Origin of the sequence: Acidisoma sp. S159, from assembly GCF_009766125.1 — a bacterium.
Taxonomy (GTDB): domain Bacteria; phylum Pseudomonadota; class Alphaproteobacteria; order Acetobacterales; family Acetobacteraceae; genus Acidisoma.
This window is the reverse complement of the sequence record NZ_LMUG01000002.1, coordinates 1-26,497: the sequence shown is the minus strand read 5'-3', so window position 1 is coordinate 26,497 and position 26,497 is coordinate 1. Positions and strand designations below refer to the sequence as shown.

Here is a 26,497-nt window from a genome sequence, read left to right as displayed (position 1 = left end):
CCAATCCAATGTGCTCATGGAACGACGGCGCAATTGCCGCTCGGACAGCTTCTTCCGACAAGCGTGGCGCCGAAGGCTCAGGGCATTGTTGAGCCGCCCGTGTCGATGGCCCCAAGTATGACCGCCGGTCGAACCGGGCAGGTTCTGCTGTCACAAGGGTTCGGCCCCGGACCAACGGTGATCCGGTGGCCTTCAACTACAAATCTTTAACGAAGATCGCTGCCCGGCGTGTGATCTTATCCATTGCGGCCAGGAACTAGTTGGCCGTGGCCGTGGCTTGCCAGATCGGGTTCTTGATCTGCGCGACGAACGCAGCGTGGCGGGCCTCCTCCTCCTCCGACACCAGGATTGGCCGTACGGCACGGTCGGCGCGCATCTCGTAACGGGCGACCGATGCGGCCGCCGCCTCCACAGCCAAGGATAGGCCGCGCTGACGGCCGCCGGTCAGCTCGATATAGACCTCGGCCAGCAAACGGCAGTCGAGCAACGCGTTGTGCGAGGTGCGTTCGGAGAGGTCGATGCCGTAGCGGCGGCAGAGGGCGTCCAGGCTATTAGGCATGCCGGGGAACCGCGTCTTGGCGAGCGCCAGCGTATCGACCATGCGATGCGGCGGCAGATGCGGCATGCCGAGCCGCTTGAGCTCCGCATTGACGAAGCCGAAGTCGAATGGCGCGTTGTGGGCGACCAACATCTCGTCGGCGCCGAAGAAGGCGATCAGTTCCTCGGCGATGATCCGGAAGATCGGCTTTTCCTTGAGGTGCAGCAGCGTGATGCCGTGGATCCGCGTGGAGTCCTCGGGAACATCGCGTTCGGGATGGATGAGGTGGTGGAACTGGCGGCCGGTCGGCAATTCGTTGAAGAGTTCGAGGGCCGCGATCTCGATGATGCGGTGGCCGTCACCATGCTCCAGGCCGGTGGTCTCGGTGTCGAATAGAACGGAGCGGGTCATCCGCGAATCTCCTGGATCAGCCGGCGGATCGCGGCCTGGGAATAGCGGCGGGAGAGGCCGGTTTCAATCACGCGATCGGCGCGGCGTCGTTTCTCCCGGTCGGGCATCTGCCGCGCGACGATCGCGGCGGCCTCGGGCGGTGTCATTCGCCTCCGGCGCTTAAGGCGTGCGCGCTGCACCGCGCGAGGCGCCGAGACGACCACGATCATGTCGACGGCAGGGCGAGGCTCGGTTTCCAGTAACAGCGGAATATCCAGGACAACGAGACGCGCACCACGCCGGCGATTGCGGGCGAGGAAGGCTTTGCGCGCGGTATTGATGCGCGGATGGATGATCGCCTCCAGCACAGGCCAGCCGGCGGGATCCGCCAGCAGCGACGCACGTAACCTGGCGCGATCGACCGCGCCTTCCCGGACCGTGCCGGGAAAGGCGGCCGCGATGGCCGGGACCGCGGCGCCTCCGCGTGCTTGGAGGTGGTGGACTTCGGCGTCGGCGTCGAAAACGGGGATGCGGGCGCGGCGGAAGGCGGCGGCGACGGTGGATTTGCCCATGGCAATCCCGCCGGTGAGGCCGATGACCTTCACCCCGCCAGTGGTGCCGCGGGCAGAAGATCGGCGGCGACGAAGCGATACAGCGCCTCATCCACCACCGGCGTCACGCCGAACCAGGCGGCGAAGCCTGGCGCCGCCTGGTGCAGCAGCATGCCAAGGCCCCCGACCGCCAGCAGACCGGCTGCGCAGGCGGCGGCCAGCAGCGGCGTCTCGAGTGGCGCATAGACGATATCGGCGACGGCCATGCCGGGCGCGGCATGGGACAAGTCGAGATCGAGCGGCGGCTGCCCTGTCATGCCCAGAGAGGTCGTGTTCACCAGCAATGTGTGATCGGCGAGCGCATCATGCCGCGCTTCCCAGTCAATTACCCGAGCACCGGGAATGCGCCTGGCCAAGGCCTCCGCCCGGTTCTCGCTTCGATTACATATCGATATGTTTATATCTTTATCACGAAGTGCCGCGCCGATCGCGCTCGCCGCGCCGCCCGCGCCGAGGATCAGCGCGGGGCCGGACTTCGGCTCAACCTTGTGTGCCGCCAGATTGGCGATGAATCCGGCGCCATCCGTGTTGTCGCCGATCACGCGGCCGCCCTCGAATTTCAGCGTATTGACGGCGCCCGTCGCGCGCGCGGCGTCTTCCAGCGCATCGCAACAGGCGAAAGCCGCCTGCTTATGCGGAAGTGTCACATTGGCGCCCGCGAAGCCTGCGGCCATCAACCCGCGCACGGCCACCGAAAAATCCTCGGGGCGAACGGGGAGGGGCAGGTAAACGCCGTCGATGCCGTAGCGTTCGAGCCAAAAGCCGTGCAGGCGCGGCGAGCGGGAGTGGCTGACCGGCCAGCCCAGCACGCCGGCAAGCCGCGTATGCCCCGTGAGGATTGGCATCGAGCGATGTGCCGGGTTGCTGTGCTACGCCGCCGCCGTCTCAGTTGACGGGCTGCACCGTGGCCTGGGCGCGGCGCGCCTGCCACAAGGCGAGGAAGTCGATCGGTCCGAGCATGACCGGCGGGAAGCCACCGTCGCGCGTCACATCGGCCAGGATATTGCGGGCGAAGGGGAAGAGCAGGCGCGGGCCCTCGACCACAAGGACTGGCTCGATCTGGTTCTCGGGGATGCCGGAGAGGGTGAAGATGCCGGCATAGGTAAGCTCAGCGAGGAAGACGATACCGGATTGCTGGGCGCCATTATTCCCCTCGGGCACCTGGGTCGCCTCGACCCGGCAGACCAGCGCCACCTCGAAGACCAGCTGATCCTCCTGCAACCGCTTGACCTGGACGTCTAGGTTGACGGCGACCTGCGGCGCGGTGCGGAGGGTCGCGTAGATCTGCGGCGCGCCGGGAACCTCGAAGGACAAATCCTTCACGTATTGCGCGTTGATCACGAGCGGACCCTGGCTCGGAGCCGCGGCTTCCGGCGGGGTCTGCGGGGCTTGGTCGGACATCCTAGGGTAACTCCGGACTGCTTCGGCGCTGCGTTAGCATTACGGCCGGGGCCACGCCAGCGCGCCGCGCGTCTTCATTCGAGCGGCGGATCGCCTGCCTCGGGATCGACCACGATCCATTCACAGTTGCCCAGGCTCTCTCCTGTTACGGCCAGGATGAAGGCCCAATGCGTCACCACCAGGGTTTCCGCGTGATCCGGGCGGCCGGCCATTTCCTGGCGGAAATGCCCCGCGCGTTCCAGCACGGCTTCCTCGGTTTCGGTATGGGCCGGCCACCAGGTCTCGGCGAGATCGCTGAAGTCGTGCTGCGGCCAGGCTCCGGCGAGGACATCGGGCGGCGAGCCGATATCGCAGGCGAATTTGTAGCGCTCGCGGATGAGGGGGGTGATCGTCACCGGCAGGCCGAGGCGCTTAGCGAAGGGCGCGGCGGTCTCCATCGCCCGGGTATAGGGCGAGGCGATGATGCGTTTGATGGGAACGCCGGACAGCGCTTCCGCAGCGGCGGCGGCCTGCTCGTGCCCTAGCGGCGTGAGCTTGGGGTCGGGAATCCCTGGGTCGATTCGGGTTGCGCTGAAATGCAGGTTGAACTCGCTCTGGCCGTGGCGGAGAAGAATCATCCGCCGAGTATAAAGACGGTGAGGAACGAAAACACCCGTGCGGGCGTCGTTTGCGGTGATCACGTTAAGGGGTGCGTGTCGGCTGTTGTTGCGGCGTAGTGGCCATGGCCTTATGTCTGGCCTGGAAGGAAGGGTGTGGCGGCCAGAATCGTCGCTCCCAGCGGACCTCTCTCATGAACTTCCCCGGCGGCTTTCCGATCGACCTCATACTCTTCGGGTTGATCGCGGCCTTTCTGATCTTGCGCTTGCGCAGCATCCTCGGCCGGCGAATCGGCTTCGAGGGTCGCGGCCAAACCGCGTCTCCTGTCCGTCCCGCCGGGCGTGCCAATGCGGGACGCCCCGAGGCGCCGGTCATCGAAGGGCGTGCGGAACCGCCGCCCGCTCGACCCGCGCGGCCGATGCCGGATCCCGCTGGCCCTATCGGCACCACCCTTCGCATGATGCGGGACATCGATCGCGGCTTCGATCCAACGCGATTTCTGGACACCGCCGAGACGTCCTTCCGCACCATCGTCTCGGCCTTTGCGGCGGGCGACCGGGTGACATTGCGCGGCATGCTGACGGACGAGACCTATCGGGCCTTCGAAACCGCGATCGCGGCGCGCGAGACGGCGAGCGAGACGCAGCGCACCGAGATCAAGGAAGTCACCGTCGCGTCGATCCAGGATGCCGAGCTGCACGAGAAGATCGGGGAAATCACGGTTCGCTTCGTGTCGGATCAAATCAACCTTACGCTTGGGCGCGACAATCAGCCCAAGGCCGGCACCGACGCGGTGACCGAGATCGCCGATCTCTGGACCTTCGAGCGTGACCTCGCGCTGCGTGACCCCGTCTGGCGCCTCGCCGCCGCGCGCAGCGCATAAACTCCGCTTGCCGTTCGCTCTTTGGAGACGCCTGGCGGGAGCCGCGTCGGTAGCCCTTGCGCTCGCGGGATGCGTCGTTCCGCCCAAAGGCACGGTCGCGGTGAGTGGCGCAGGCATGACCCTGACGCCCGTGGCTTTCGCCGCGCTGCCCGGCTGGAATGCCACCCAGCCGTCCGGCGCTTTGGCGGCCTTCGTGACGAGCTGCCAGCGAATTCAGTATTTCCCGCCGGACCAGAGTTTGGGGGGCAGCGGCACCGCCGCGACGCTCGGGGGCAATGCGGCGGCCTGGAGCAATGTCTGCGCGGCGGCGCGTGGCACGCCGCTCTCGGATGACGCCGCGGCGCGGGCCTTCTTCCTGGCCCAGTTCCAGCCCTATGAAGTCGCGGAGACCGGCAGTTCAGCCGCCCGGTTCACCGGCTACTACGAGCCTGAAGTGGCGGGGAGCACCACGCAAACTGACTCGTTTCAGACGCCGCTCTTTGGGCTGCCGCCCGACCTGGTCAGCTTCGACCTTGGCGGCTTCGAGCCGTCGCTCGCCGGGAAAACGGCGGTCGGACGCATCGCTGGTGACACTGTGGTGCCCTACTACGACCGATTTCAGATCGACAACGGCGCGCTGGACGGCCAGCAACTGGCGATTGCCTGGGTAGCCGATCCGGTCGATGCCTTTTTCCTGCAGATTGAAGGCTCCGGCCGCATCGACTTGCCGAACGGCGATACAATGCGAGTGGTCTATGCGGGGAAGAACGGCCGCCCCTATGTGCCCATCGGCCGGGTGATGGTGGAGCAGAAGCTGTTGCCCCCCGATGGCGTGTCGGAGCAGAGCATCCGCGCCTGGCTGGAAGCCCATCCGGACCGCGCGCGTGCCATCATGGAGCGCAACCCCTCCTATGTGTTCTTCAAGACGGCGCCGGAATTGCAGAGCGACGCCGGACCGCCGGGTGCGCTTGGCGTCAGCCTGACGCCGGGGCGCTCTATCGCGGTGGACCGCAAATACCTACCCCTGGGCGCGCCGGTCTGGGTGGATACGACCGACCCGACGACGCACGCGCCGTATCAGCGACTGATGGTCGCGCAGGATCTCGGAGCGGCGATCCAGGGTCCGCTGCATGTCGATATCTTTTTCGGCACGGGTGCGGCCGCCGCGATCCCCGCGGGTGCGATGAACGCGGGCGGAAAGGTTTACGTGCTCCTACCGAAGCCGGCGGCGCCGTAGCTAACCGGCTGCGCCTTCAGAAAGGGCGCCACTGCTGCGAGGAAACCCGCCGGATCCTCCGCATGCAGCCAATGCCCGGCATTCGGCAACACCACGAATTGCGCCGCGGGAAAGAGGACGCGGATCGCGCCTTGGTCGGTTTCCGCGACATAGGTGGAGCGAGCACCGGAAATGAAGAGGCTCGGGCCGACGTAAGGCGATGTCTCGCCATTCTCCCACCCCTCGATGGTCGCCATACCGGCAGCGATCTCGGACAAACCGATACGCCATGCGGGCATCGCCTCACCGCCGAGGCGCAGGCTGAGCAATAGAAACGACCGGGTAGCCGGATCGGCCACACCATCGGCGAGCGCCTTATTGGCTTCGGCGCGAGTCATCCCCGGATGCAGCGGCAGAGCGAGCATGGCGGCCGCGATCTCTCGGTTGCCGTGCCGATAGCCACGCGGCGCGATATCGGCGACGACCAGACGCGACACCAATGTCGGCTGGTCCAATGCGAGGCGCATCGCGACCTTGCCGCCCATCGAGTGTCCCAGCAGCGCGCAGGGCAGGGCGCTCATGGCGCCCAGCGTCTCGCGCACATCGGCGGCCATCTCGTCGTAGCTCATGCCCTTCGCATGCGGGCTGTCGCCGTGGTTGCGGAGATCGAGCGCCACGACGCGATGGCCATCGGTGGCGAGAGCTTTTTGCAGCGAATGAAGATTGCGCGAGGCACCGAACAGGCCATGCAGCAGGACAATCGGCGGCCCGTCTCCGCCGAGCGCTACGGCGTTCAGGCGCATCGGGACCTCATCGCGACCAGGACAGCGAGGGTGCGCGACCGTCCCTGCCGGCTTCTCATGGGACGCGCAGCATGATCTTGCCGATATGTCCGCGCGTCTCCATCAGGCGATGCGCCGCCGCGACCTCGGCCAAGGGAAAGCTCGTTTCGATCACTGGCGCGCAGCGGCCTTCATCCAGCAGCGGCCAAACTTTTTCGCGCAGACCTTGCGCCACCGCCGCCTTTTCCGCGGCGCTGCGGGGCCGCATCGTCGAGCCGGTGACGACCAGACGCTTTGTCATGATATGCAGCAGATCGACACGTTCGATCGTGCTGCCCTGCATGAAGGCGATGATCTGGAGCCGTCCATCCTTCTTGAGGCTCGCGATGTTGCGTGCGAAATAGGGGGCGCCGACCATGTCGAGAATGACATCGACGCCGCGATGCATGGTCAGGCGCGTGATCTCCTCGGCGAAGTCGGCTTCGTTGTAGTTGATCGCGGCATGGGCGCCGAGGCGCTCGCAGGCGCGCGCCTTGTCGGCGCTGCCGACGGTAGTGAAGACCACGGCGCCGAAAGCCTGGGCGAGTTGGATGGCGGTGATGCCGATGCCGCCTGTGCCGCCATGGATGAGCACGCTGTCACCGGCGCCGAACGGACCGGCCTGAAACAGATTTGCCCAGACGGTGAAATAGTTTTCCGGCAATGCGGCGGCCTGTAAAGCGTCATACCCGCGCGGCCAGGGCAAGCATTGGCCGACCGGCGCCACGCAGTATTCGGCATAGCCACCGCCGTTGACGAGGGCGCAAACCCGATCGCCCTCGGCCCAGCCCGTCACCGCGGCGCCGATAGCCGCGACCGTGCCCGCGACTTCGAGGCCCAGATTGGGATTGGCGCCCGGCGGCGGCGGGTAATGGCCCTGGCGCTGCGAGATATCCGGCCGGTTGACCCCCGCCGCCTCGACACGGATGAGAACTTCGCCGTCCTGGGGAACCGGAACGGGCGCGGTCCGCAGCAGCATCGCCTCCGGCCCGCCGGGCTGTTCGACCACAATGAATTGCATTTCGGTTGGGAGTGTCATGCTTCGTCCTCCAGCGGGTGACGCGGCTCGCCACGCACCCATTACCTTGATTTCGGAGCGCGCCGGTTGCGTCAAGAGCGGCGTCGTGCATGAACGGGTTTGACGGCTCGGTCGCCGCGCTCAACGCGAAGGGAAACCCGATGTCCAGGCCACGGCGCGACGTGCTGGCCGGTCTTGGCCTGGCGGGTCTCGGCCTGCTGCCGGGCGTGGCCGCGCCGTTGCTGGCTCACGCTGGCGAGACGGTGCCGCGCAATGCCGCTGGCAGGGTGCAGCCGCTGCGGATCGGCGCCCTGTTTCCGGCAACCGGCCCGCTCGCGGCGCAAGGTGACGAATGCCTGCGCGGGGTCCGGCTCGCGGTAGCCCTCAGCAACCAGGCTGGCGGTGTTTTGGGACGGCCGGTGCAACTGGTCACTGGCAACGCCGCGGATCCGGATCGCGCGGTGGCGGAAGCGCGGCGGCTCATCACCGAGGGTCCGCCGGTTCTCATCCTCGGCACCGGAGCGAGCACGCTCAGCCTTGGCGCCACCGAGGTCGGCGAGGGTTCCGGCATTCCGTATTGGGAGCTGAGCGCGACGGCTCCCGGCATCACCACGCGGGGCTTTCGCTATCTGGTGCGCGTTTGCGAGACGGCGAATGCGATCGCCGATCGGGCGCTGCAGGTCGCGACCGAGTTTCAGCCGAGCTTCGGCCCACCACAGAGAACACCGATCGGCATAGCGGTAGTTTTTGGCAACGACACCAACGGCAGCACGATGGCGCAGCTCATCAACGCGGGGGCCCTGGCGCGCAAGATGCCCGCGCCGGAGGCGATCGCCTATCAGGCCGACACCGCCGATTTCAGCAGCATCGCGCGGCGCCTGCAAACATTGCGTCCCGATGTCGTCATCCATCACGGCGACGTCGATCAGGTGGTGTTGTTCTACAACGCGCTCGAGACCATCCATTGGAAGCCGCGCATGCTGATCGGCACCAGTGACGCCTATCAATCGAGTGAAACCGCGACGATGGTCGGAGGCACCTTCGATGGCACGGTCACCATCGGTGCCACGCCCTATCGGGTCGATCAGCGTTTCGCGCCGCAGGCGGCTGCTGTCGCCCAGGCCTATGCGGCGGCTTATGGCGGTCCGCCGCGATCGGGTGAGAGCCTCGCGCATTACGCCGGCACGCGGCTTTGCCTGGAGGCGCTGGCTCTGGCGGGTTCCCCTGATCGGGACAAGCTCATTGCCGTGGTGCGCAAGCTCGACCTTCCCGAGGGCACGCTGGCCGATGGCTGGGGCGCGGTGTTCGGCACCGGGGGCCAGAACACGCGCGCTTTCGCTTGTGCGAGCCAGTGGCAGGGCGGCGCGCCGGTGGCTCTGCTGCCTCACGGTGCCGCTGCGGGGACCTATTCGCCGCGCTTCCAAACGATGTTCGGCGACCTGGACAAAAGCTAGGGGCCGCCCCACGTGAGCCGCATTGAAAACATGGGGTGTTCGTCATGCTGAAATGGGCGCTCATCTTCGCGGTCATCGCCATCATCGCAGGTGTCTTCGGGTTTACCGGGATAGCGGCGGGCGCGGCGTCCATCGCGAAGATTCTGTTCTTCATCTTCCTGGTCGTTTTTGTGGTGTTCCTGGTCATGTCGTTCACAGCCGCACGAAACTTGTGACGACGCGACTCCGCTGAGGATTCGACCTGAGATGAAAGGGCCCCGCGGTTTCGCGGGGCCCTTTTTCGTCTGGCGAGACCTGGAAGGCGATTATTTTACTCTAAGGCGGTGATCGGGCAGCCGCTCCTTATTCTCTCCACAGAGATTTGCGCTATTGGATCCGCGACGCGCGATAGAACCGGCGCGGCGATGAGAGCCTGCCGATGTCCACCCGAACCCTAAGCAACCGCCAGCGCCGGCCCTTCGGCGACTGGGTGCTGCATGCGCCGCAAACTCTCAGGGCCCTCGTCCGCGCGGACGAGCTCTGGCTCACCGTGCTCGCGGCGATCGTTGGCGTGTGCGCCGGCAGTGTTGTCGTTGCGATGAACGGTATCATCCAGGTGATGCACGAAAACTTGTTCGAGCTGCCCAGCGGCGGCCGGCTGAGTTCGGCGGCCTCTGTTCCGCTGTCTCGGCTGCTCTTAGTGCCGACAATCGGCGGGCTGGTGATGGGTCTGCTGGCCTTGGCGCTCGCGCGCTGGCGCCCCCGCCGGGCGATCGATCCGATCGAGGCGAATGCACTTTATGGCGGGCGCATGTCGATGCTCGACAGCCTGGTCGTTTGCGGGCAGACGCTGATTTCCTGCGGCGTGGGCGCTTCCGTCGGTCTGGAAGCGGGCTACACGCAGATGGGATCGGCGCTGGCGTCCCGCATCGGGCGCAGCTTCCGCCTGCGGCGAAGCGACCTGCGGCTGATGGTGGGATGCGGCGCGGCCGCGGCGATCGGCGCCGCCTTCAACGCGCCGCTGACCGGCGCCTTCTATGGCATTGAGCTGGTCATCGGCACCTATTCGGTCGGCATCCTCGCCCCCGTGGTCGTTGCCTCGCTGACGGCGGTCTTCGTGCAGCGCTGGTTGCTGGGGGGCGTGCAGCCTTTTGACCTGCCGCTGCCGACGGATATTCCGCTGACGCAGTTCATTCCGATCCTGGCGCTCGGCATCATCTGCGCCCTGATCGGCATCGCCATCATGCGCGGCGTGACCATCGCCGAGGATCTGTTCCGCCGCAGTCCGCTGCCAGTGTGGTCCCGGCCGATGGTGGGGGGGCTCATCGTCGGTCTTTGCGGGATGGTGACGCCGATGGTGCTGTCCTCGGGCCATGGCGCTCTGCGGGACGGGCTCGATATCGACTATCCCTTTTTGCTGGTCGGCACGGCGCTGGTGCTGAAGTCGCTCGCTTCGGCGGTGTCGATTGGCTCGGGTTTTCGCGGCGGGTTATTCTTTGCGTCGCTGTTCCTGGGCTCGCTGGTGGGGAAGTGTTTCGCGGATGTCCTCACGCTACTCTCGGTGGGACCGGTGCTGCCGCCGGTGGTCTATGGCCTCATCGGCATGAGCGCCATGGCGGTCGCCGTCATTGGCGGGCCGCTCACCATGTGTTTCCTGTCGTTGGAAACCACCGGCAGCTTTCCGCTGACCATCGCGGTGCTGGCGGCGGTCATCGTGTCCTCGGTAACGGCGCGGCGCACCTTCGGCTACTCCTTCGCCACCTGGCGCTTCCATCTGCGGGGCGAGGCGATCCGCAGCGCCGTCGATATCGGCTGGGTCAATACGCTGAGCGTCGGGCGGATGATGCGGCGGGATATACGGACGATCCACGCGGATATGACGCTCGCCGCCTTCCGGCGGGACTTTCCGCTCGGCTCGACCCATCGCGTGGTGGTGGTGGATGACGCCGATCGCTATGCCGGGATCGTGCAGACCGCGGAGGCCTATAGCCCCGACCTCGCCGTGGACCGGGTGGGCGATATCCTGCATTTCGAGAAGGAGATGCTGACTCCGCAGATGACAGTGAAGACCGCCATCGTGATCTTCGAGGAGGCGGAGAGCGACGCGCTGGTGGTGGTCGATTCGAAGGAGTCGCGCCACGTCATCGGGCTCCTCACCGAGCAGCATGCTTTGCGCCGCTACACTGAGGAACTTGACCGCAGACGACGCGAATTGGCTGGGGAGTAAGCCCGTCCTAGACACTGGCGGACGCGATGCCGGCGATTGGAGGCGGCTCTGCGCCGATCCAGCTTGACCTGACAGGGGGTGATGCCCCATGTGGCGTCCTTGTTATGGGCATATCATGTCCGGTTCTCCGCCGCCCTATCGCGGCGGAATGAGGCCGGGCGGCGGAAAGTGGAATCATGGCCAAGTCGAATACCGTTCAGATCAAACTCGTCTCCTCAGCGGATACGGGTTATTTCTACGTCACGAAAAAGAACACACGCGCCCAGACCGGCAAGCTGGCGATGAAGAAATACGACCCGGTCGCCCGCAAGCATGTCGAGTTCCGCGAAGCTAAAATTAAGTAAGCTTCGCCTAACCCGCCTCACTGAGCCCGAAATACCAGCCACGCTGCGCGGAAGCGCCTCGTGGCTGTCGACGTTTGTTTTGCGTTTCAGTTTGCTTCCGCACCCGGCGGGGGCGCCGCGCTTCGCCCGATGATGGCGTCACAGGCGACCGGCATTGCCGGCGGAACCCCACCGCCGGGCGGCGGCGGCTGTATTCCGCCAGAGGGCGGAAACCACCAGGCCAGACTCGCCCCACATCCGTCCCCCGGCGGCACCGGCGCCTGATCGACGCAGAGCGGTTGGCCCGGCGGGCAGGCGAAATGCAGATGCATATGCGCCCGATGGCCCCACCAGGGCCGGACACGACGCAACCAGCTGCGGTCCCCCGTGACAGTTTCGCAAAGTTCGCGCTTGATCGCCGCGTTTACGAGGAGCCGGTCGAGCCCCGGCAACTCCGTCGCCAGCCGGATGAGCTCGACCGTTGCGGCGGAGAATCGCGATGGATCGACCATCGCCGATCCCGGTGCCACGAGGGCTGGCGGGGTCAGGTTCTCCATCTGCCACGGCGCGAGGCGTGGCTTGGGATCCGTGTCGAGGTAGATGTCCACGTCCAGCCCGCGCTGATGCGCGATGTGACCCCCGGCAAGCGGGCCGCCGCGCGGGCCAGAAATGTCGCCGATGTAGAGTTCCGATAGCCCATCGGCTTGGGCCTCCGCCGCGAGCAGTGAAATCCCGCGCAGCGTATTGGGCGCGCCCCAGAAGCTGCTCTGCCCGGCGCGGATCACGATATAGCCGGGGCCTTCGGGCGGCAGCGCATGGGCACCCGCGATGCAGCCGGTGCTCGCGCCGATGATCCGCAAGGGGCCGGGCGCGGGTGAGCCACCCGCTGCGGCGAGAGTCAGAAACAGGAGAGGCGCCAGCCCAGCAAGACGCATCGCTCAGGTCCCGACTGGCAGCGTGAAAGCCTCGCGGAAACGGCGCAGCGCCAATTCGTCATCGCCCGAGGCCCAGGCTTCGAGGCCGATCGTGCCGCGATAGCCAATCGCCGCCAGCGCCTGGGCGATTGCCGGGTAGTTGATCTCGCCGGTGCCTGGTTCGCAGCGGCCGGGCACATCGGCGACCTGGATCTCGCCGATGAAGGGCGCCGCCCGGCGTAGCAGCTCGATGAGATTCCCCTCGCCGATCTGCGCATGGTACAGGTCGAGCATCAGCCGCAGCCCCGGCCGCCCCACCGATTCCACCAGCGCCAGCGTATCGGCGGCGCGGGCGAAGGGGACGCCGGGATGATCGACGGCATTGTTCAGATTCTCCAGGCAGAACACGACCCCCGCGCGTTCCCCAAGATCAGCGATACGGTCGAGCGTGTGCCGGGCCTTCAGCCACATCGCGGGCGTCGTCTCATGGGCCACGACCACCGGCAGTCCTTGGTTGTCGAGGCCGGTGCCGTGCAGGTTGAGACGAGGGATACCGAGCTTCGCGGCGACCGGCAGGGATTGCTCGGCGGTGCGTAGCAGCTCATCGGCGCCAGCATCATCGGCGAGCGTGCCGGTGACGTAGCCGGTCATGGACGAAAAGGTGACGCCGGTGCGGCTCAGCGCATCGATGTCATGCCGCGTCCAGTCCCAGATCTCGACGTCGAAACCGAGATCCGCGATGCGCCGCACCCGCTCGGTGATGGGAAGATCGCGGAAAACCATCTCGGCGCAGACGGCGAGGGTGAACATGACGGGCTCCGGGTTGGTGGTCCTTGCCTTCTCGTTCAGCCCGGTTCGGGGCGCAACCATGCGCGGGACGCTAGAGCGGCAGGTTGCTGGTTGGAAGCGCACTTATTCCACCATCGTCATGCTCGGCGAAGGCCGAGCATCCATGCCTTTGCTTGCGTGACGAAGGGAAGGCGTGGATGGCACGCCTGCGCGTGCCATGACGGATCTCTTGGGCGGGGTCGAATAGTAGATCAGCACGCGCTAAAAACGACGATCATAGACGGTGATGACATCGCCGGGTGCGACCTTGTCCTCCGGCTGCGCGCGGCCGGTGACCGCGGTCGTTCCCTCCTTGCGTAGGATGCCCACATAGGCCTCGATGGCGCGGTAGGTGTAGCCGCCCGCGATCGAAACGGCGGCGATCGCGGTCATGCCAGGCTCGTAAGGGTATTGGCCGGGCTTCGTGACCTCGCCGAGAATGAAGATGGGACGGTAACTCTCGACCTCCACTGCAACCGAAGGGTCGAGCATCATCCCGCGGCTCTTCAGCGCGGTGGCGATGCCCGCGGCGACGGCGGCGGTGCTGCGCCCGGATGCCTGCACCGTGCCCGCGAGCGGCAGAGACACGGAGCCATCGTCCGCGATGGCGAAGCTGTCCGAGAGTTCCTTGTCGCCATAGACCATCACGCGGACGCGGTCGCCCGCGCCGAGCCGGTAAGGCGTGACCGCAGGCGGCGGCAGCGGCGGCAGATCGGACCCCGCCATGCCGCAGCCGGCGAGTGATACGGCGAGGGCAGCCGCGAGGGTGGAGTAGCGCCACGGTAGCGTAAGGAAAAACATAATGGTCTAGTAACTAATTCCCTTGTTCGCGCCTAGATTTCGTGATGACTCCGGAACGGAATGACACGGTGTCGGGGGCGTTGAATGTCTGCGGAGGCTGGCCGCTACCCGCCCTCCGCCCCTTTGCCCGACGGCGCGGTCGAGATCGAGCACGACACCCGGCCGGAACGGCTTCTGCCGAGGTCGCCGCTGCTCAACGCGCTGGCCGGATTGCGGCGCCATCTGTGGCTTGTGGTGGCGCCGGTGGTCATCGTCCCCGCGCTCGCCGCGGTCGCGGTGTCGCGCATGCCGGCGATGTATACGGCGTCGGGCACTGTTTTCTACGACCCGTCCGGCTACGCCCCGGAAGTGCTGCAGAGCATCCTGCGCAGCGATCCCACGACCGATGCTGTCATGGCGAGCCAGGCCGAGATCCTGGGCAGCCTTGCGGTCGCGCAAGGCGTCGCGCGGACCCTTGGGCTCGCCAACGACCAGGACTTCGCGCGCTCGGCCGGTTTGCAACAACGCACTCCCGCCGATCCCGAACACCGCCGGACCGTCGTCGAGCTTGCGCTGCTTCGCGGCCTCGAAGTCGTGCCACTGAACTCCTCGCGCGTGCTTCAGGTCTCGTTCACGGCGCGCAAGCCGGCCCTGGCCGCGGCGATCGTTAATTCGGCCATGGACGGTTACATCGCCTTGGGACTCGCCCAGAAGGAAGTGGCGTTGCGGGCGGCCGATGGCTGGCTCGCCACCCGCGCCGCCGAACTCAGTGCGCGGGCACAGGCTCAGGACGCCGGGATCGCCACCTATCGCGCCCGGCATGGCCTGCTGGAAGGCGTGCAGGCGACGCTTGGGACCGAGGAGGTCAGCCGGCTGAGCGCCGACCTCATCCAGGCCGAGAATGATTTCGCCACGGCTGAGGCGCGCCGCCAGGCGATCTTCCATGGCTCCGGCGGTACCGCCGCCGCCAGCCTTGCCCAGAGCGCCGCCATTTTGCGGGAGGCAGCGGCGAATGCCGAAGCGTCCTATGACGCGGCCGCCGCCCGGCTTGGCCCTAATCATCCGCTGCTTCGGGGGTTGCGGGACCAGCGGGACGCGCTGCGTGGCGCCGCCGGAGCCGAGACCGCGCGCGTTCTGTCCGGCATCACCGCCGATGCCCGGGCCTCGGCCGCGCGCGTGGCCGCCCTCCGCGCCGAACTCGGGACGCTGCGGGACAAAAGTGCTGTGGAGGCGCATGCCAATGTGGCCTTGGCGGCGATGCAGCAGGATGCCGTGGCGACGCGGGCGCTGTTGCAGTCGGTGCTGACCCGTCTGCAGCAATCGGCACAGCCCAGCCTGCTTCAGGCGCCGGATGCCCGCGTGCTGTCCGAGGCAGTGCCGCCGTTGTCGCCATCCTCGCCCAAGCGCGGTTTGCTCATGAGCGCGTCTGTAGCGGCAGCCGTTGTGCTCGGCCTCGGTCTTGGCTGGTTGCGCGAGCTGACGGTCACGACAGTGCGCAGTCAGGAAGAGGCGGAGGCGCTGCTCGGCCTGCCATGTCTCGGCACGATTCCGGCACTTACTCGCCGGCAGCGGCGCCGGGCCGCGCCCGAGGACTTCGCCCTGGTCTACCCGCAGTCACTGTTTGCCGCGCAGCTCCGCGCGCTGCGAGTGCGCCTGGCGGCGGCATCGGATTCACGCATCCTGCTCATCACGGCGGCGCGGCCGGAGGAGGGCAAGACGACACTCGCTATCGGTCTGGCACGGCTCGCGGCGGCGGCCGGGGAGCGTGTTCTGCTGGTTGATTGCGATTGGGTGCGTCCCGCCGTGGCGCGGCTGATGGGCGCCAGCGAGGTCGGGCTCGCAGAACTCATCACCGGCGAGGCGCATCCTGGCACCGCCATGGCGCGGGAGCCCGATACCGGGCTCGTGGTGATATCGGCTGGCCAAGTCAGCGAGATCGCCGGGGCCGGCCTCGCCTCGCCCGAGCTCCAGCGGATCGCCGCGACCTGGCGGCTCAACTTTGACCTGGTGATCCTGGACGGTCCGCCCGCTCTGGCAGGTCCGGATGCGCTGCTGCTCGCGGGGCTTGCCGATGGCGTGGTGCTCTGCCTGCGGTGGCACGATACGCCGCGCCATGTCGTGGCCCGCGCGGCGGCGCTGCTCGCCGAGGCGGCGGCGCATAAGGCCGGGCGGCTGCTCGGTTCGGTGCTGACGCGGGTCGCGATTCACGATGCCGCGTTGACGGGCTCGGCAGAATCGGACGTTTATTCCCGGCGCTACGCTGCCTATTTCAGGGAATAGCACCCGATGTATTTTCGTCCGCAAGCGGCGGCCCACAGGAGCCGGCCGCGATGAACGGCCGCGCCTTTCTGGTCACGGGGGGCGCCGGCTATGTCGGCAGCCATCTCGTCGCCCATCTCGCCGATCAGGGGGCGGAGGTGGTGGTGCTGGACAATCTGCGCCAAGGCCATGCAGCCGCTGTCCCGCATGGTATCCGGCTGGTGGTGGGGGAGGCGGGCGATCCTTCGACGCTCGAGGAAGTCTTCAGCCGCACGCGCTTCGACGCGGTGTTCCATTTCGCCTCGCTCTCGCTGGTGGGCGAGAGCATGCAGCAGCCGTTCCGCTACCTCGAGGAGAACAGCCTTCAAGCGCTGCGGCTGATCGAGGCCGCCTGCCGCCATCAGGTGATGCGCTTCGTGCTGTCCTCGACTGCCAACCTTTTCGCGGCCCCCGAGCGGCTGCCGATCGACGAGAGCGAGGCGATCGATCCAGGCTCGCCCTATGGGGAGAGCAAATACATCATCGAGCGGGCGCTGGTCTGGGCGGATCGCATTTTCGGCCTGCGCTCGGCGGCGCTCCGCTACTTCAATGCGGCGGGGGCGGATCCGGAGGGGCGGCTGGGCGAGGATCACGACCCGGAAACCCATCTCATACCGCTGCTGATCGACGCGGCTTTGGGGCGGCGGCCACCGATCACCGTCTTCGGCTCGGATTACGACACGCCGGACGGCACCTGCATCCGCGACTACGTGCATGTCTCCGACCTCGCTACGGCGCATTCGGCGGTGCTCGATCTGCTGGAGACGCGCAGCGCCACCTTCAACCTCGGCAGCGGCCATGGCCATTCGGTGCGGGAGGTGATCGCGGCGGTGGAGCGGGTGAGCGGACGGGCGGTTCCGTTGGTGGAAGGTGGCCGGCGAGCTGGCGATCCACCGGCTTTGGTAGCGAGCGCCGCCGCGCTGCAGCGCGACACCGGCTGGGCGCCTCGCTTCACGGATCTCGACGAGATCGTCGCGACCGCCTACCGCTGGCGGCTCGACCATCCGGAAGGTTACGCGGAATAGGCTTTCCGTCTTCGGCGCGGGGTGTGGCGTGAGGCGGAGCCTCATGCCCATCTTGGCGTGCCAGCCCTGGCTGCTCTGGCCGGCGCTGTGGAACGGCTATCCGCTGCTCTTCTCGGATAGCGGCACGTATGTGTCTCAGGTCGTGGAGCGGCACCTCGGCTGGGACCGGCCGCCGTTTTATGCGCTGGCGGTGATGCTCGTTTCGCTGCGTTTCTCGCTGTGGCCGGTGGTTTTGGCGCAAGGGCTGCTGACGGGCTGGATTCTGCATCTGCTGCGGCGGATGTTATGGCCGGAGATTGACGCTTGGAGCCTGCCGGTTTTGGCGGCGGTGCTCAGCTTGGTCACGGCTTTGCCCTGGGTAACGGCCGAGATCATGCCGGACTTTCTCACGGCACTGATGGCGGCGGCGCTCTGGTTGTTGCTGGTGCGGCCGGGGGGGCTTCGGCGCGTCGAGAGCTGGGCACTCGCATTGCTGATTGCTGGCGCCATCGCCTGCCATCAGGCGAACTGGCCGATCGCAACGCTTTTGGGCGTCGGCTTGTGGCTGATTCGGCGGCTGTTCGGCGGTCGGGTCGCGCACAAGCGCGGCGCGGTGCTGCAACTTCTGGTAGGACCGGCGCTGGGTATTGGCGCGCTGCTCGGCGCCAATCTCATCGGCCATGGCCGGCTGGCGTTGTCGCCTTATGGCGATGTGTTTCTCCTCGCCCGGCTGTTGGGCGACGGGCCGGCGCGGTTAGCTCTGCGGCGCGATTGCCCGGAAGCAGGATGGCAACTCTGCCGTTTTCGGACCGCACTACCTGCAACAGCCGATGATTTCCTGTGGCGGGCGGATAGTCCGCTTTATGCGGCGGGTGGGCCGAAGCGTCTGACGCGAGAGGCGGGGGAGATCGTCCGCAGGAGCCTGAAAGAGGCACCGGGGATGGTGATCCGGGCGGCGGCGAACAATGCGTTTCGCCAATTCGCGACCTTTGGCACGGCAACGCGCGACGAGCTCGAACCCTGGCCACTAACCGCCGGGCGTGCCGTGGCGCGCGACCTGCCGCTCGATCGGGTCACGTACACTGCCGCGCGCCAGACGTTGGGGATGCTCGGCTTACCCGCTTGGTGGCGCGCGGCGGAGCAAGCGATCGCCGTCGCTTGTATCCTCGGCTGCATGCTGGCGTTGGTGGCGTTTTGGCGACGTGATCGTTTGGCGGCAGGATTCTGTGCGACGGTGCTTTTGGCGTTGCTCGCGAATGCCGCGTTGCTTGGCGCGCTGTCCGGTCCGCATGCGCGCTACCAGTCCCGCATCGTCTGGCTGCCGGTGATGGCGATGATCCTCACGGGCGGTCGGGCGATCAGCCGGTCATGCGGTCGAGCAATGGCAGCGGACGAATGAGAAGCCGCTTGGCGATCACAGGTCCGGCGATTCCAGCGATTGTCAGCAGGATCGCGTAGAGCGGGAAATTCGCGGTGGTCCAGGGCAAAGCGAGCATCAGCACGCCCTTGGCGAGGCCGATGCAAATCGTATTGAGCAGGTAGATCGCGAAGCCGTAGGGAGCGAGCGCATCGAGTACGGCTTCGGCGCGCGGCGGCAGTCCGCGCATCAGGGCGTGCAGTGCGGGCAATGCAATGAGGCTCGTCGCCAGTCGGCGCAGAGATGTCGGCAACCCACCCGGCGCGGCGACATCCAGGAAGAGCATAGCGGCGAGCGCGACGAGCAGGCCGCAGGTCAGTGCTCGGCGGTTACTGTCAAGCCAAGGCGTCCAGTTCGCGTCTTTGCTCGCCGCCGCGATGCCCGCCGCGAAGAAGACGGCATTGCCGCAGACGCCATGCAGATAGAGCAGCCGAGGCATCGAGACCAACGACAGACCGGCGAGGCCGAGCAAGGAGAGGGCGCAGGCGAAACCGCCTCGGTCTCCAAGAGCGAGACGAAGTGGCGGGGTCGCGGCCACAAAGATGAAGAGAACCACGAGATACCAGACCGATTGCGCCGGGCTGCGGTCGGTATGCCAAACTAGATCAATCACGCCGCTCCATGGGCTCGCTGGCAGATTGTCGACCATGATGAAACGCGCCGCGACAAGCTTGCCGGTGAGAATGACGAGGCCAAAAAGCAAAGCGGGCAGCAGCAACCTTGCCCCGCGTCGCCGTACCATCAGGCGATAGGCACCGCCGCTTCGCCGATCGCTGCCCGAAAGCCCGGTCGCGTAGCCGCTGAGATAAAAGAGGAAGGCGATGTGGAAGCTGTAAAGCACGGCCCGCAGCGGTTCGTACCACTGCAATCCGGCAGGCTCCTGCCGCGCCACAAGATGCCCGAGCACCACGAGCAAAATCGCGAAAATCTTGCCGCGTTCAAGGTCGGCGCGGCGCGCGCTGGCTGACAGGGGGTTGGGGCGCGGGCGCGTGTCAGGCGCGGTAGCCGTTGAGAAAACCCCAGGCGAAGGCGAGGCGGCAGCGCATGCGGAGAAGCCGTGCCCCGCGCCTCGGCCACAGCGCCAGCGGCGCCAGAAGGATGGCGCGAAAGGCGAGGCGACGCGCCTTCGACCGCGCCCGCTCGCCCTCGGCCAGAAGCTCCAGCATCTGAGCCTCCGAGGCGCCGCTGGAAAATTGTCGCGCGATCAGCCAGCCCGGCGTGAGACGTTCGGGCTCGATCACATGGGCGACCGCGGCCCGTGGCAGGAAGTGAATCTGCTGCCCGCAATGCAGCAGCCTGTGGAGCGTGAAAGTCTCCTCACCGGAGGCGAGCGACCTGCCGTTGCGACCGAGCCGCTCGGGAAAGCCGCCGATGGCACGAAGGGCGACCGCGCGGAAGACGATATTCGCACCGAACACCGTGAGATCGGCCGGCAAATCGCTGTCTCCGATGCGCCCCGACCTCTGACAGTCGATCAGGGAGAGGCAAGGCCGCAATTCGGCTGGCCACCAGTCCGGAATTTGCTGCCCGGGCAGCGGCCGGATCGGGCCACCGGCGGCGGCGGCCAGTGGCGGCAGGGCGGAGGTGCCGTCGAGCACGGCCTCGGCCCAGCCGAGGGCGGCGCGGACATCATCATCCAGGAAAGCGACCCATTCGGCGCGGGCCGCGGCAAGGCCGTGATTGCGGGCGATGCTGAGGCCCGGTGTCGTCTGGCGGAGCAATCGGACGCCCTCGCGGGCGGCGAGGCGGCCGATCTGCCGCGCCGTCTTGGCGTCGGAGCCGCTGTCCACGACGATGATGTCGAGCCAATCCCGGCGCGGCAGCGACCGCAGACAAGCGGCGAGCGACGATACGCGGTCATGCGTGCAGATAACGACCGAGAGGAGGGGCGAAGCGACCAGCGGGGCCGGTGGCGACATGAGTTACGTTCCGGTTTAGGAACCAATAACGTATCGTTTCAAGAACGAAAATGATAGCGTCTTGGCATGCTCAACGCCTCATTGCCATCGCGCCGCAGCTGCCGCCTCGCCGCAATGGCTGTCGCCGCAGCGGTCTCGACGACGCTGCCGGCTACCGCTCAGCTTATCGAAGGTGTCTATCCGGCGGATGTTCCCGGTTTCGGGGGTGCGCCGGGGGTCTCGGTCACATCCCGCATTCATGACGACACCGATTGGCAATCGATCCGTCTCGGCTCGGCCTTGCTGCATCCTGAACTGACGCAAAGCTTCGGCTATGACAGCGCCGTGCTGGCTGGGCAACGCGGCAGCGCCACGCTCGATACTTCCGGCACGCTTTCGCTCTCTGATTTCGCGGGTGATCAGGGTTACGTCGCTAACCTGTCGCTCAACCACCAGCAACTCACCGGCGATCCTTCCCAGTCGCAAACTGATTGGACGGCGGCGGTTGGCAGCGCAATCCCGTTGTCCTTCGGGCAGATGACTGTCGCCGTTGCGCATCTCTCGCTGCACGAGACGGATACGGATCTGGATGCCGCAGCTTTCGCGGAGCCGCTGCCCTTCACGGTCGATACCCTGCGGCTTGGCGGAGCGCTGCCCGCAGGGCGTTTCGACCTGACCCCAAGTTTCGACGTCACGCGCTACGCTTTCGGCAGCACAAGCATCGACGGCATCGCAGCGCCGCAATCTTTCCGAGACCGCAACGTCTATGAGGCAGGCCTAACCGCCTCCACAGGCCTGACGAGCGTCGGCGATCCTGATCGCGCGCTCCTCATCCTGCGAGGCACTGACACCTCGTACACGGATCCGACGGCGGGGCCGGGTGGCACGGCCGAGCCTTCGCGGGATTCCACCGGCGGGTCGGTGTTGGTCGGCACCGCGCATGACCTCGACGGCATTTGGGGTTGGCGGGTCGCTGTGGGCGCTGGAGGCCGCAGCTTCAGCAGCTCGGCGTATAACAGCCGGATCGCCCCCCTGGCCGAGGCCGCGCTGACCTGGCAGCCCACGGAGCGGACGACTTGGCACGCCGCCCTCATCCGCCGCATCGAGGACGCCTCCGACGAGGGCGAAGGCAGTTACGTCGCGACCATCGCCGGGGTCGCCGCGGATCATGAGGTCAAGCGCAACCTCATCCTTCACGCTGGGATCGACTTCGAAAACGCCAATTACAGCGGAGGCACGACGCAGACCATCACCACCGGCCGGCTGTCCCTGCTCTGGCTGGTCGATCGCAATGTCCGGATGTCAGCGAAGGTCGAGCTTTCGGACCATGCTGGCGGAGTGGGCGGCACCTATGGCGAGGATGTGGTGCTGCTCGGCATGACGGTGGGGATATGACCGAGAGCGCGTCTGACACGGCCTTTCTCGGTCTCCGCTTCGCGGATCTGGATGCCGAGGCCGCCGCCGGCCTGATCGCGCGCCGACCTGAGAATGCGTGTTTCGGATACCTCGTCACTCCAAATGCGGATCACCTCATACGGCTCCTCCATTCCCCCGAGTTGCGGCCGGCCTACGAGGCGGCAACGCTCTGCTGCCTCGATTCTGTGGTTGTCTTCCGATTGGCCAGGCTTCTGCGCTTGTGCCCGCCGCGTGTCGCGACCGGAGCCGATATCGTTGAGGCGCTCCTGACCCGCCATCTTCAAGCGGGTGACCGACTGACGATCATTGGTCTCGCCCCGGCGGCCTTGCCCGCGTTAGGCGCCATGCTTGGCGCGGTTCACATCGCCCATCACGCGCCGCCGCGGGGTTTCGCGCGGGACCCGGCCGCCTTCGATCTGGCGTTGCGATTCGCACTCGCGCATCCCGCTCGCTTTACTCTGATCGCACTGGGTTCGCCGGCCCAGGAGCGGCTCGCCGCCGCGATCACTGGCATCGGGGGTGTCAGTGGCTATGGCCTCTGCATCGGCGCGGCGCTCGACTTCCTCACCGGCGTGCAGCCTCGGGCGCCGAGGCTGCTGCGGCGGCTCGGTCTCGAATGGCTGCATCGCCTCTACCGGGAGCCTCGGCGGCTGGCCCGGCGCTACCTTCTGGAAGACCCGGCAATTCTGGGAATCCTTCTCGCCGAGCGGCGCCGGGCGCGGGGCGGCTAGCCGTGCCGTGCAGAGCCGGCGGCCCCGGCTCTGTTGATCCCAGGGACGACTGATATAAACAGAGGCTTCTCCGCGCTGCCACGCATTGAATAGCGCGAGGGATTATGCGGAAACCGCAACAACAAAAAGGATAGAACCGTGGCCACTGAAAAGACGCAGAATGTCCAGGACGTGTTCCTGAACCATGTGCGTAAAAATAAGACGCCCGTGACGGTGTTTCTCGTCAATGGCGTCAAGCTCCAGGGCATCATCACCTGGTTCGACAACTTCTCCGTACTGCTCCGGCGGGATGGACATACTCAGCTCGTCTATAAGCACGCCATCAGCACGGTGATGCCGGGGGCGCCGATCCAGCTCTTCGACGCCGCCAAGGTCGAGGGCACGGCCGCCACGCCAACGCGGGAGACGCTATCGGTCAGCGGTGCGTGAACGAGGAGGCCGCCGGCCCCGGCACACGGGCCGCCGTCATCCTGCCTTGGGAGCGTGCCGAGGCTTCTGACAGCAAGCGTTCCGCCGAAGCGAGGCTGGCCGAGGCGGTGGGACTGGCCGCCTCGATTGGCCTGATCCTCACGCATTCGGCGATCGTTCCGTTGCGCCAGCGGCGGCCCTCGACGCTGCTCGGATCGGGTCAGATGGAGACCATCAAAGCGGATCTCGTGGCGCATGAGGTGGCGGTCGTGGTGATGGATACGGCGCTGTCGCCGGTCCAGCAGCGCAACCTGGAACGCGCCTGGGAGTGCAAGGTAATCGACCGCACCGGCCTCATCCTCGACATTTTCGGGGAGCGGGCGCGGACGCGGGAAGGCGCGCTGCAGGTGGAACTCGCCCATCTCGACTACCAACGCTCCCGCCTCGTGCGGTCCTGGACCCATCTGGAGCGGCAGCGCGGCGGCTTCGGCTTCCTCGGCGGCCCTGGCGAAACGCAGATCGAGGCGGATCGCCGCCTCATCGCGACCCGCATGGCGCGGCTGAAGGGCGAGATCGCCGAGGTTCGCCGCACCCGTGGCCTGCATCGCACGGCGCGCAAACGCACGCCGCATCCGGTGATCGCGCTGGTGGGCTACACCAATGCCGGCAAGTCGACGCTGTTCAACGCGCTGACCGGCGCCACGGTACAGGCCGAGGATCAACTCTTCGCGACGCTCGATCCCACCATGCGCGGCATCGCCCTGGCATCGGGCACGCCGGCGATTCTGTCGGACACAGTCGGGTTCATCAGCGACCTGCCGACCCAGCTCGTCGCCGCCTTCCGGGCGACGCTGGAGGAGGTGGCGCAGGCCGATATCATTCTGCATGTGCGTGACATCGCCCATCCCGATACGACGGCGCAGAAAGCCGATGTGCTGGGCGTGCTGAACGGCATGGTCAAGGATGGCAGCCTCGATGCCGATTGGCCGAAGCGCTGCATCGATGTTCTCAACAAGGCCGATCTCCTCGGCGGCATCGGCCAGGTCCCCGGACAGGTCGAGGGCGACGAGGCGATTCCCATCTCCGCGCTGACCGGCGAGGGTCTTGATGTGCTGAGCCGCGCCATTGATGCGCGGCTCGCCGAAAGCCGGCATGTGGCGAGTTTCGACCTTGCCCCATCGGATGGCGCGCGCCTCGCCTGGCTCTATCGTCATGGCGAGGTGCTCAGCCGCACCGATGGCGACGAGACCATCCACCTCACTGTGCGGCTGCTGGCCGCCGACCGTGCCCGTTTCGAGGGCATGGCCTCAGGAAACGCATCATGAGCCGACTAACCGCCGCGCAGCTGCACGACCTCTGGATGCTGATGCGGCAGGCCGCCGAAGCCGAGATTCTGCCTCGCTTCCGCAAGCTCGGCCGCGATGGCGTCCGGACCAAGAGTGGCCCGCTGGATTTGGTGACGGATGCCGACGAGGCGGCGGAGCGTTTCATCACCGCCGGCATCGCGCGGCTGTTTCCCGGTGCGGTGGTGGTGGGCGAGGAGGCGACGGCCGCGGATCCGTCTTTGCTCGGCCGGCTGGGCGATGCGGATCTCGCTTTCGTGGTCGATCCAGTCGATGGCACCGCGAATTTCGCGGCGGGCCTGCCATTGTTCGGCGTGATGGTGGCGGCGATTTCGCGCGGGGAGACCATCGCGGCGGTCATCCACGATCCGATCGGCGACGACGCGGCGCTCGCGTTGCGTGGCGAGGGCGCGTGGATGGAGACGCCCTCAGGCAAGCGCCACGACTTGAAGGTCGCCGCCCCGGTGCCGCTCGAGGAAATGATCGGCGCGATCAACTGGCGATATTTCGACGAGCCGTTCCGGACGAACACTCTGGCGATGCTGCCGCGCATGGCCTCGACCTGGGATTATCGCAACGCCGCGCACGAATATCGGCTGTTGGCTCAGGGCCACGCGCATGTCGCGGTGTTTGCTCGGATGATGCCGTGGGACCACGCGCCTGGCTTGCTCATCCATGCGGAAGCGGGCGGCTATTCCGCCCGCCTCGACGGGCGGCAATACACGCCGACCGAAACGACGCACGGCATCATCGCGACGCCCGATGAGGCAAGCTGGCGGATGGTGCGGGAGACTGTGGGGGGTCAGTGAGGGATCACTCCCATGGTCGATGAAATACTACGGGCGCAGCTGCGGTTGGATCGACTGATACAGGTGGCTGGACGATGGCCGACGCAACGGCGAGAACCGCGTCAGTCGAGGACTGCATTGTGCCAGGCGCCTTCGGTATGTCTGGCGGTGCGAGCGGCGCGTTCGGTGCGGCCGCTGGCAGTGGTGGCGAGAAAGGCCGAGCACTTTGATTAAACATCGCGGGTGAAGCCGATTGCCCGACCGGAATGGATGCTTCGGCAATCCGCACCGGCACCGGCAATGGCAGGGCGGTCGGGATCGGTGGTGGGAAGAGCGTGGGCTGGTATATCGAGCTGATCCGTGGAGGAGGCAGAGCCCCCGGTGTACTGACAGTTTCGGAGTTGGCCACAGGGAAGTAGTTCGCAGCAGAGTTGCCGGTGGACCCAGAAGTAGCCATTGGCAATAGGCCATTCCCAGGTTCCGCAGTTCGGCTGGGCCAATTCCCATGGTACAAAGGTATCGGTCTAACGACGAGCGAGGGGCTTTGGTTAGTCTCTAAGGTCGTTGGTTGTGGGTTTTCGAACAGCTCGGTGGTCGTCCTTGGCGTGTACGAAGCCGAATGCTTCGCCGGCGGCAGATTGAGACTGCCTAATCGCCGCTTCGCAATGATGATGGGATCGTTCGGCGCGACATTCGAAATCTGATTGGCCGTTGGTCCCAAAGAAGGCAACGCTAAAGGTTGCCCGCGGAGCCGAAAAGCGTGATCAGGCATGAGCACGTCTTTGACCGTTAATTTTTTGCCCTCGGATAATTCAAAGAATTCAGGCACTGCCGCGAGAATCTTGTGTATATTATTGTCGCCAATTTTCTCTCCGAGGGCCTTCAGGTGCGGTACGAGTTTACGGTTGTCAATCGTCCTCGATTCCGGATGCTCTGAAATGTATCGCATCATCTGAATCGCGGGTTCTTGACCTGTTCTTCCGAAGTAAAGGTCAAAGTGGCCCATCTCCTTTCCCGATAGACCTGCCCCAAGTCGTTCGATTCTCTTTTGTACGCTCGGGTCAGCGGTCTCGCCGACTACGGCGTTGAGTGATTGACGACCTGGGTAGTCCAACATATGTGAAGCTTGGCCGGAAAACTCTATGTTGTTGGCGCTCCTTAGAGACCGTTTGAAAATGCTTGTGGCGGCTCGGGGAGGGATGATTCAAGCTCGGGATGTGGACCCGAGAGAACCG

General features: G+C 66.3%; 26 protein-coding genes. 14 read left to right on the top strand and 12 right to left on the bottom strand.

Features of this window, described 5'->3' with window-relative positions; all coding sequences use genetic code 11:
* Positions 1-256: 256 nt before the first annotated feature.
* The 5 genes from dnaQ to GSQ92_RS00330 form a co-directional block, all read right to left on the bottom strand.
* Positions 257-949, bottom strand: coding sequence for a DNA polymerase III subunit epsilon (gene dnaQ / locus GSQ92_RS00350; protein ID WP_158801998.1), 693 nt, complete (start codon positions 947-949; stop codon positions 257-259).
* Positions 946-1,533, bottom strand: a complete 588-nt coding sequence (gene coaE, locus GSQ92_RS00345) for a dephospho-CoA kinase (protein ID WP_158801999.1) — start codon at positions 1,531-1,533, stop codon at positions 946-948. Before coaE ends, dnaQ begins: the two co-directional genes overlap by 4 nt.
* Positions 1,530-2,384 carry a shikimate dehydrogenase gene (locus tag GSQ92_RS00340; RefSeq protein WP_159012813.1) on the bottom strand — a complete coding sequence of 285 codons (855 nt, stop codon included), beginning with the start codon at positions 2,382-2,384 and terminating at the stop codon, positions 1,530-1,532. Before GSQ92_RS00340 ends, coaE begins: the two co-directional genes overlap by 4 nt.
* Positions 2,385-2,424: 40 nt before the next feature.
* On the bottom strand, positions 2,425-2,940 hold the full coding sequence (gene secB / locus GSQ92_RS00335; RefSeq protein ID WP_158802001.1) for a protein-export chaperone SecB: 516 nt from the start codon (positions 2,938-2,940) through the stop codon (positions 2,425-2,427).
* Positions 2,941-3,014: 74 nt separating this feature from the next.
* Complete coding sequence (locus GSQ92_RS00330) at positions 3,015-3,557, bottom strand: histidine phosphatase family protein (protein WP_158802383.1); 543 nt, start codon at positions 3,555-3,557, stop codon at positions 3,015-3,017.
* 173 nt (positions 3,558-3,730) lie between these two features.
* Between GSQ92_RS00330 and GSQ92_RS00325 the strand changes: the two genes are divergently transcribed.
* Both GSQ92_RS00325 and GSQ92_RS00320 read left to right on the top strand, forming a co-directional pair.
* A complete protein-coding gene (locus GSQ92_RS00325) occupies positions 3,731-4,420 on the top strand; it encodes a Tim44/TimA family putative adaptor protein (RefSeq protein WP_158802002.1) in 690 nt (229 codons plus the stop codon).
* A 115-nt stretch (positions 4,421-4,535) separates the two neighbouring features.
* Positions 4,536-5,636: a murein transglycosylase A gene (locus tag GSQ92_RS00320; RefSeq protein ID WP_158802003.1), complete on the top strand. Its 1,101-nt coding sequence runs from the start codon at positions 4,536-4,538 to the stop codon at positions 5,634-5,636.
* Here GSQ92_RS00320 and GSQ92_RS00315 read toward each other — a convergent pair.
* A complete protein-coding gene (locus GSQ92_RS00315; RefSeq protein WP_159012812.1) occupies positions 5,603-6,418 on the bottom strand; it encodes an alpha/beta fold hydrolase in 816 nt (271 codons plus the stop codon). The two genes, GSQ92_RS00320 and GSQ92_RS00315, sit on opposite strands and share 34 nt — an antisense overlap.
* A gap of 55 nt (positions 6,419-6,473) precedes the next feature.
* Positions 6,474-7,475 (bottom strand): NAD(P)H-quinone oxidoreductase, encoded by a 1,002-nt coding sequence (locus GSQ92_RS00310; protein WP_158802005.1) that lies wholly within the window; start codon positions 7,473-7,475, stop codon positions 6,474-6,476.
* Positions 7,476-7,564: 89 nt separating this feature from the next.
* Here GSQ92_RS00310 and GSQ92_RS00305 point away from each other — a divergent pair, with 89 nt between their 5' ends.
* The 4 genes from GSQ92_RS00305 to rpmG all read left to right on the top strand — a co-directional run bounded on the left by GSQ92_RS00305 (position 7,565) and on the right by rpmG (position 11,458).
* Positions 7,565-8,908, top strand: coding sequence for an ABC transporter substrate-binding protein (locus tag GSQ92_RS00305; protein ID WP_159012811.1), 1,344 nt, complete (start codon positions 7,565-7,567; stop codon positions 8,906-8,908).
* A gap of 44 nt (positions 8,909-8,952) precedes the next feature.
* Positions 8,953-9,123 (top strand): DUF1328 family protein, encoded by a 171-nt coding sequence (locus GSQ92_RS00300; RefSeq protein ID WP_158802384.1) that lies wholly within the window; start codon positions 8,953-8,955, stop codon positions 9,121-9,123.
* 203 nt (positions 9,124-9,326) lie between these two features.
* The gene (locus GSQ92_RS00295; protein WP_158802007.1) at positions 9,327-11,114 is read left to right on the top strand and encodes a chloride channel protein; all 1,788 of its coding nucleotides are present in this window, start codon (positions 9,327-9,329) and stop codon (positions 11,112-11,114) included.
* 176 nt (positions 11,115-11,290) lie between these two features.
* Positions 11,291-11,458 (top strand): 50S ribosomal protein L33, encoded by a 168-nt coding sequence (rpmG, locus tag GSQ92_RS00290; RefSeq protein WP_158802008.1) that lies wholly within the window; start codon positions 11,291-11,293, stop codon positions 11,456-11,458.
* Between the two features lie 86 nt (positions 11,459-11,544).
* On the opposite strand, the gene GSQ92_RS00285 is transcribed toward rpmG, so the two are convergent.
* From GSQ92_RS00285 to GSQ92_RS00275, 3 genes are all read right to left on the bottom strand, one after another.
* Complete coding sequence (locus GSQ92_RS00285; RefSeq protein WP_158802009.1) at positions 11,545-12,372, bottom strand: penicillin-insensitive murein endopeptidase; 828 nt, start codon at positions 12,370-12,372, stop codon at positions 11,545-11,547.
* 3 nt (positions 12,373-12,375) lie between these two features.
* Positions 12,376-13,161, bottom strand: a complete 786-nt coding sequence (locus GSQ92_RS00280; RefSeq protein WP_158802010.1) for a TIM barrel protein — start codon at positions 13,159-13,161, stop codon at positions 12,376-12,378.
* 240 nt (positions 13,162-13,401) lie between these two features.
* Entirely contained in the window at positions 13,402-13,980 is a 579-nt protein-coding gene (locus tag GSQ92_RS00275; RefSeq protein ID WP_158802011.1) for a polysaccharide biosynthesis/export family protein, read from the bottom strand.
* An 84-nt stretch (positions 13,981-14,064) separates the two neighbouring features.
* On the opposite strand from GSQ92_RS00275, the gene GSQ92_RS00270 reads away from it, so the two are divergent.
* Genes GSQ92_RS00270 through GSQ92_RS00260 form a run of 3 tightly spaced genes read left to right on the top strand, consistent with a single transcriptional unit; the run spans position 14,065 to position 18,660 of the window.
* Positions 14,065-16,239, top strand: a complete 2,175-nt coding sequence (locus GSQ92_RS00270; protein ID WP_158802012.1) for a hypothetical protein — start codon at positions 14,065-14,067, stop codon at positions 16,237-16,239.
* A 50-nt stretch (positions 16,240-16,289) separates the two neighbouring features.
* Positions 16,290-17,282: a UDP-glucose 4-epimerase GalE gene (gene galE, locus GSQ92_RS00265; RefSeq protein WP_158802013.1), complete on the top strand. Its 993-nt coding sequence runs from the start codon at positions 16,290-16,292 to the stop codon at positions 17,280-17,282.
* Positions 17,283-17,325: 43 nt separating this feature from the next.
* The gene (locus GSQ92_RS00260) at positions 17,326-18,660 is read left to right on the top strand and encodes a hypothetical protein (protein WP_158802014.1); all 1,335 of its coding nucleotides are present in this window, start codon (positions 17,326-17,328) and stop codon (positions 18,658-18,660) included.
* On the opposite strand, the gene GSQ92_RS00255 is transcribed toward GSQ92_RS00260, so the two are convergent.
* Together GSQ92_RS00255 and GSQ92_RS00250 are read right to left on the bottom strand one after the other, a co-directional pair.
* Positions 18,620-19,648, bottom strand: a complete 1,029-nt coding sequence (locus GSQ92_RS00255) for an acyltransferase (protein ID WP_256367065.1) — start codon at positions 19,646-19,648, stop codon at positions 18,620-18,622. The genes GSQ92_RS00260 and GSQ92_RS00255 overlap by 41 nt on opposite strands.
* A 22-nt stretch (positions 19,649-19,670) precedes the next feature.
* Positions 19,671-20,597 carry a glycosyltransferase family 2 protein gene (locus GSQ92_RS00250; RefSeq protein WP_158802016.1) on the bottom strand — a complete coding sequence of 309 codons (927 nt, stop codon included), beginning with the start codon at positions 20,595-20,597 and terminating at the stop codon, positions 19,671-19,673.
* A gap of 66 nt (positions 20,598-20,663) precedes the next feature.
* Between GSQ92_RS00250 and GSQ92_RS00245 the strand changes: the two genes are divergently transcribed.
* The 5 genes from GSQ92_RS00245 to GSQ92_RS00225 all read left to right on the top strand — a co-directional run bounded on the left by GSQ92_RS00245 (position 20,664) and on the right by GSQ92_RS00225 (position 25,283).
* Positions 20,664-21,971 carry an outer membrane beta-barrel protein gene (locus tag GSQ92_RS00245; RefSeq protein WP_158802017.1) on the top strand — a complete coding sequence of 436 codons (1,308 nt, stop codon included), beginning with the start codon at positions 20,664-20,666 and terminating at the stop codon, positions 21,969-21,971.
* Positions 21,968-22,723 (top strand): WecB/TagA/CpsF family glycosyltransferase, encoded by a 756-nt coding sequence (locus GSQ92_RS00240; protein WP_158802018.1) that lies wholly within the window; start codon positions 21,968-21,970, stop codon positions 22,721-22,723. The genes GSQ92_RS00245 and GSQ92_RS00240 overlap by 4 nt, the downstream gene beginning before the upstream one ends.
* A 138-nt stretch (positions 22,724-22,861) precedes the next feature.
* On the top strand, positions 22,862-23,152 hold the full coding sequence (gene hfq / locus GSQ92_RS00235) for an RNA chaperone Hfq (RefSeq protein ID WP_158802019.1): 291 nt from the start codon (positions 22,862-22,864) through the stop codon (positions 23,150-23,152).
* A complete protein-coding gene (gene hflX / locus GSQ92_RS00230; protein WP_158802020.1) occupies positions 23,149-24,456 on the top strand; it encodes a GTPase HflX in 1,308 nt (435 codons plus the stop codon). The genes hfq and hflX overlap by 4 nt, the downstream gene beginning before the upstream one ends.
* Complete coding sequence (locus tag GSQ92_RS00225; RefSeq protein ID WP_174246634.1) at positions 24,453-25,283, top strand: inositol monophosphatase family protein; 831 nt, start codon at positions 24,453-24,455, stop codon at positions 25,281-25,283. Before hflX ends, GSQ92_RS00225 begins: the two co-directional genes overlap by 4 nt.
* Positions 25,284-26,497 lie beyond the last annotated feature (1,214 nt).

What these genes read in the sequence shown, in the direction of transcription:
- GSQ92_RS00340 (WP_159012813.1), bottom strand. Translation starts at nt 2,384, where the DNA reads ATGCCAATCCTCACGGGGCATACGCGGCTTGCCGGCGTGCTGGGCTGG.
- GSQ92_RS00250 (WP_158802016.1), bottom strand. Translation starts at nt 20,597, where the DNA reads ATGTCGCCACCGGCCCCGCTGGTCGCTTCGCCCCTCCTCTCGGTCGTT.
- GSQ92_RS00280 (WP_158802010.1), bottom strand. Translation starts at nt 13,161, where the DNA reads ATGTTCACCCTCGCCGTCTGCGCCGAGATGGTTTTCCGCGATCTTCCC.
- GSQ92_RS00225 (WP_174246634.1), top strand. Translation starts at nt 24,453, where the DNA reads ATGAGCCGACTAACCGCCGCGCAGCTGCACGACCTCTGGATGCTGATG.
- rpmG (WP_158802008.1), top strand. Translation starts at nt 11,291, where the DNA reads ATGGCCAAGTCGAATACCGTTCAGATCAAACTCGTCTCCTCAGCGGAT.
- GSQ92_RS00300 (WP_158802384.1), top strand. Translation starts at nt 8,953, where the DNA reads ATGCTGAAATGGGCGCTCATCTTCGCGGTCATCGCCATCATCGCAGGT.
- galE (WP_158802013.1), top strand. Translation starts at nt 16,290, where the DNA reads ATGAACGGCCGCGCCTTTCTGGTCACGGGGGGCGCCGGCTATGTCGGC.
- GSQ92_RS00310 (WP_158802005.1), bottom strand. Translation starts at nt 7,475, where the DNA reads ATGACACTCCCAACCGAAATGCAATTCATTGTGGTCGAACAGCCCGGC.
- GSQ92_RS00270 (WP_158802012.1), top strand. Translation starts at nt 14,065, where the DNA reads ATGTCTGCGGAGGCTGGCCGCTACCCGCCCTCCGCCCCTTTGCCCGAC.
- GSQ92_RS00260 (WP_158802014.1), top strand. Translation starts at nt 17,326, where the DNA reads ATGCCCATCTTGGCGTGCCAGCCCTGGCTGCTCTGGCCGGCGCTGTGG.
- GSQ92_RS00295 (WP_158802007.1), top strand. Translation starts at nt 9,327, where the DNA reads ATGTCCACCCGAACCCTAAGCAACCGCCAGCGCCGGCCCTTCGGCGAC.
- GSQ92_RS00245 (WP_158802017.1), top strand. Translation starts at nt 20,664, where the DNA reads ATGCTCAACGCCTCATTGCCATCGCGCCGCAGCTGCCGCCTCGCCGCA.
- GSQ92_RS00305 (WP_159012811.1), top strand. Translation starts at nt 7,565, where the DNA reads ATGAACGGGTTTGACGGCTCGGTCGCCGCGCTCAACGCGAAGGGAAAC.
- GSQ92_RS00320 (WP_158802003.1), top strand. Translation starts at nt 4,536, where the DNA reads ATGACCCTGACGCCCGTGGCTTTCGCCGCGCTGCCCGGCTGGAATGCC.
- GSQ92_RS00330 (WP_158802383.1), bottom strand. Translation starts at nt 3,557, where the DNA reads ATGATTCTTCTCCGCCACGGCCAGAGCGAGTTCAACCTGCATTTCAGC.
- GSQ92_RS00240 (WP_158802018.1), top strand. Translation starts at nt 21,968, where the DNA reads ATGACCGAGAGCGCGTCTGACACGGCCTTTCTCGGTCTCCGCTTCGCG.
- GSQ92_RS00285 (WP_158802009.1), bottom strand. Translation starts at nt 12,372, where the DNA reads ATGCGTCTTGCTGGGCTGGCGCCTCTCCTGTTTCTGACTCTCGCCGCA.
- GSQ92_RS00275 (WP_158802011.1), bottom strand. Translation starts at nt 13,980, where the DNA reads ATGTTTTTCCTTACGCTACCGTGGCGCTACTCCACCCTCGCGGCTGCC.
- GSQ92_RS00325 (WP_158802002.1), top strand. Translation starts at nt 3,731, where the DNA reads ATGAACTTCCCCGGCGGCTTTCCGATCGACCTCATACTCTTCGGGTTG.
- GSQ92_RS00315 (WP_159012812.1), bottom strand. Translation starts at nt 6,418, where the DNA reads ATGCGCCTGAACGCCGTAGCGCTCGGCGGAGACGGGCCGCCGATTGTC.
- secB (WP_158802001.1), bottom strand. Translation starts at nt 2,940, where the DNA reads ATGTCCGACCAAGCCCCGCAGACCCCGCCGGAAGCCGCGGCTCCGAGC.
- dnaQ (WP_158801998.1), bottom strand. Translation starts at nt 949, where the DNA reads ATGACCCGCTCCGTTCTATTCGACACCGAGACCACCGGCCTGGAGCAT.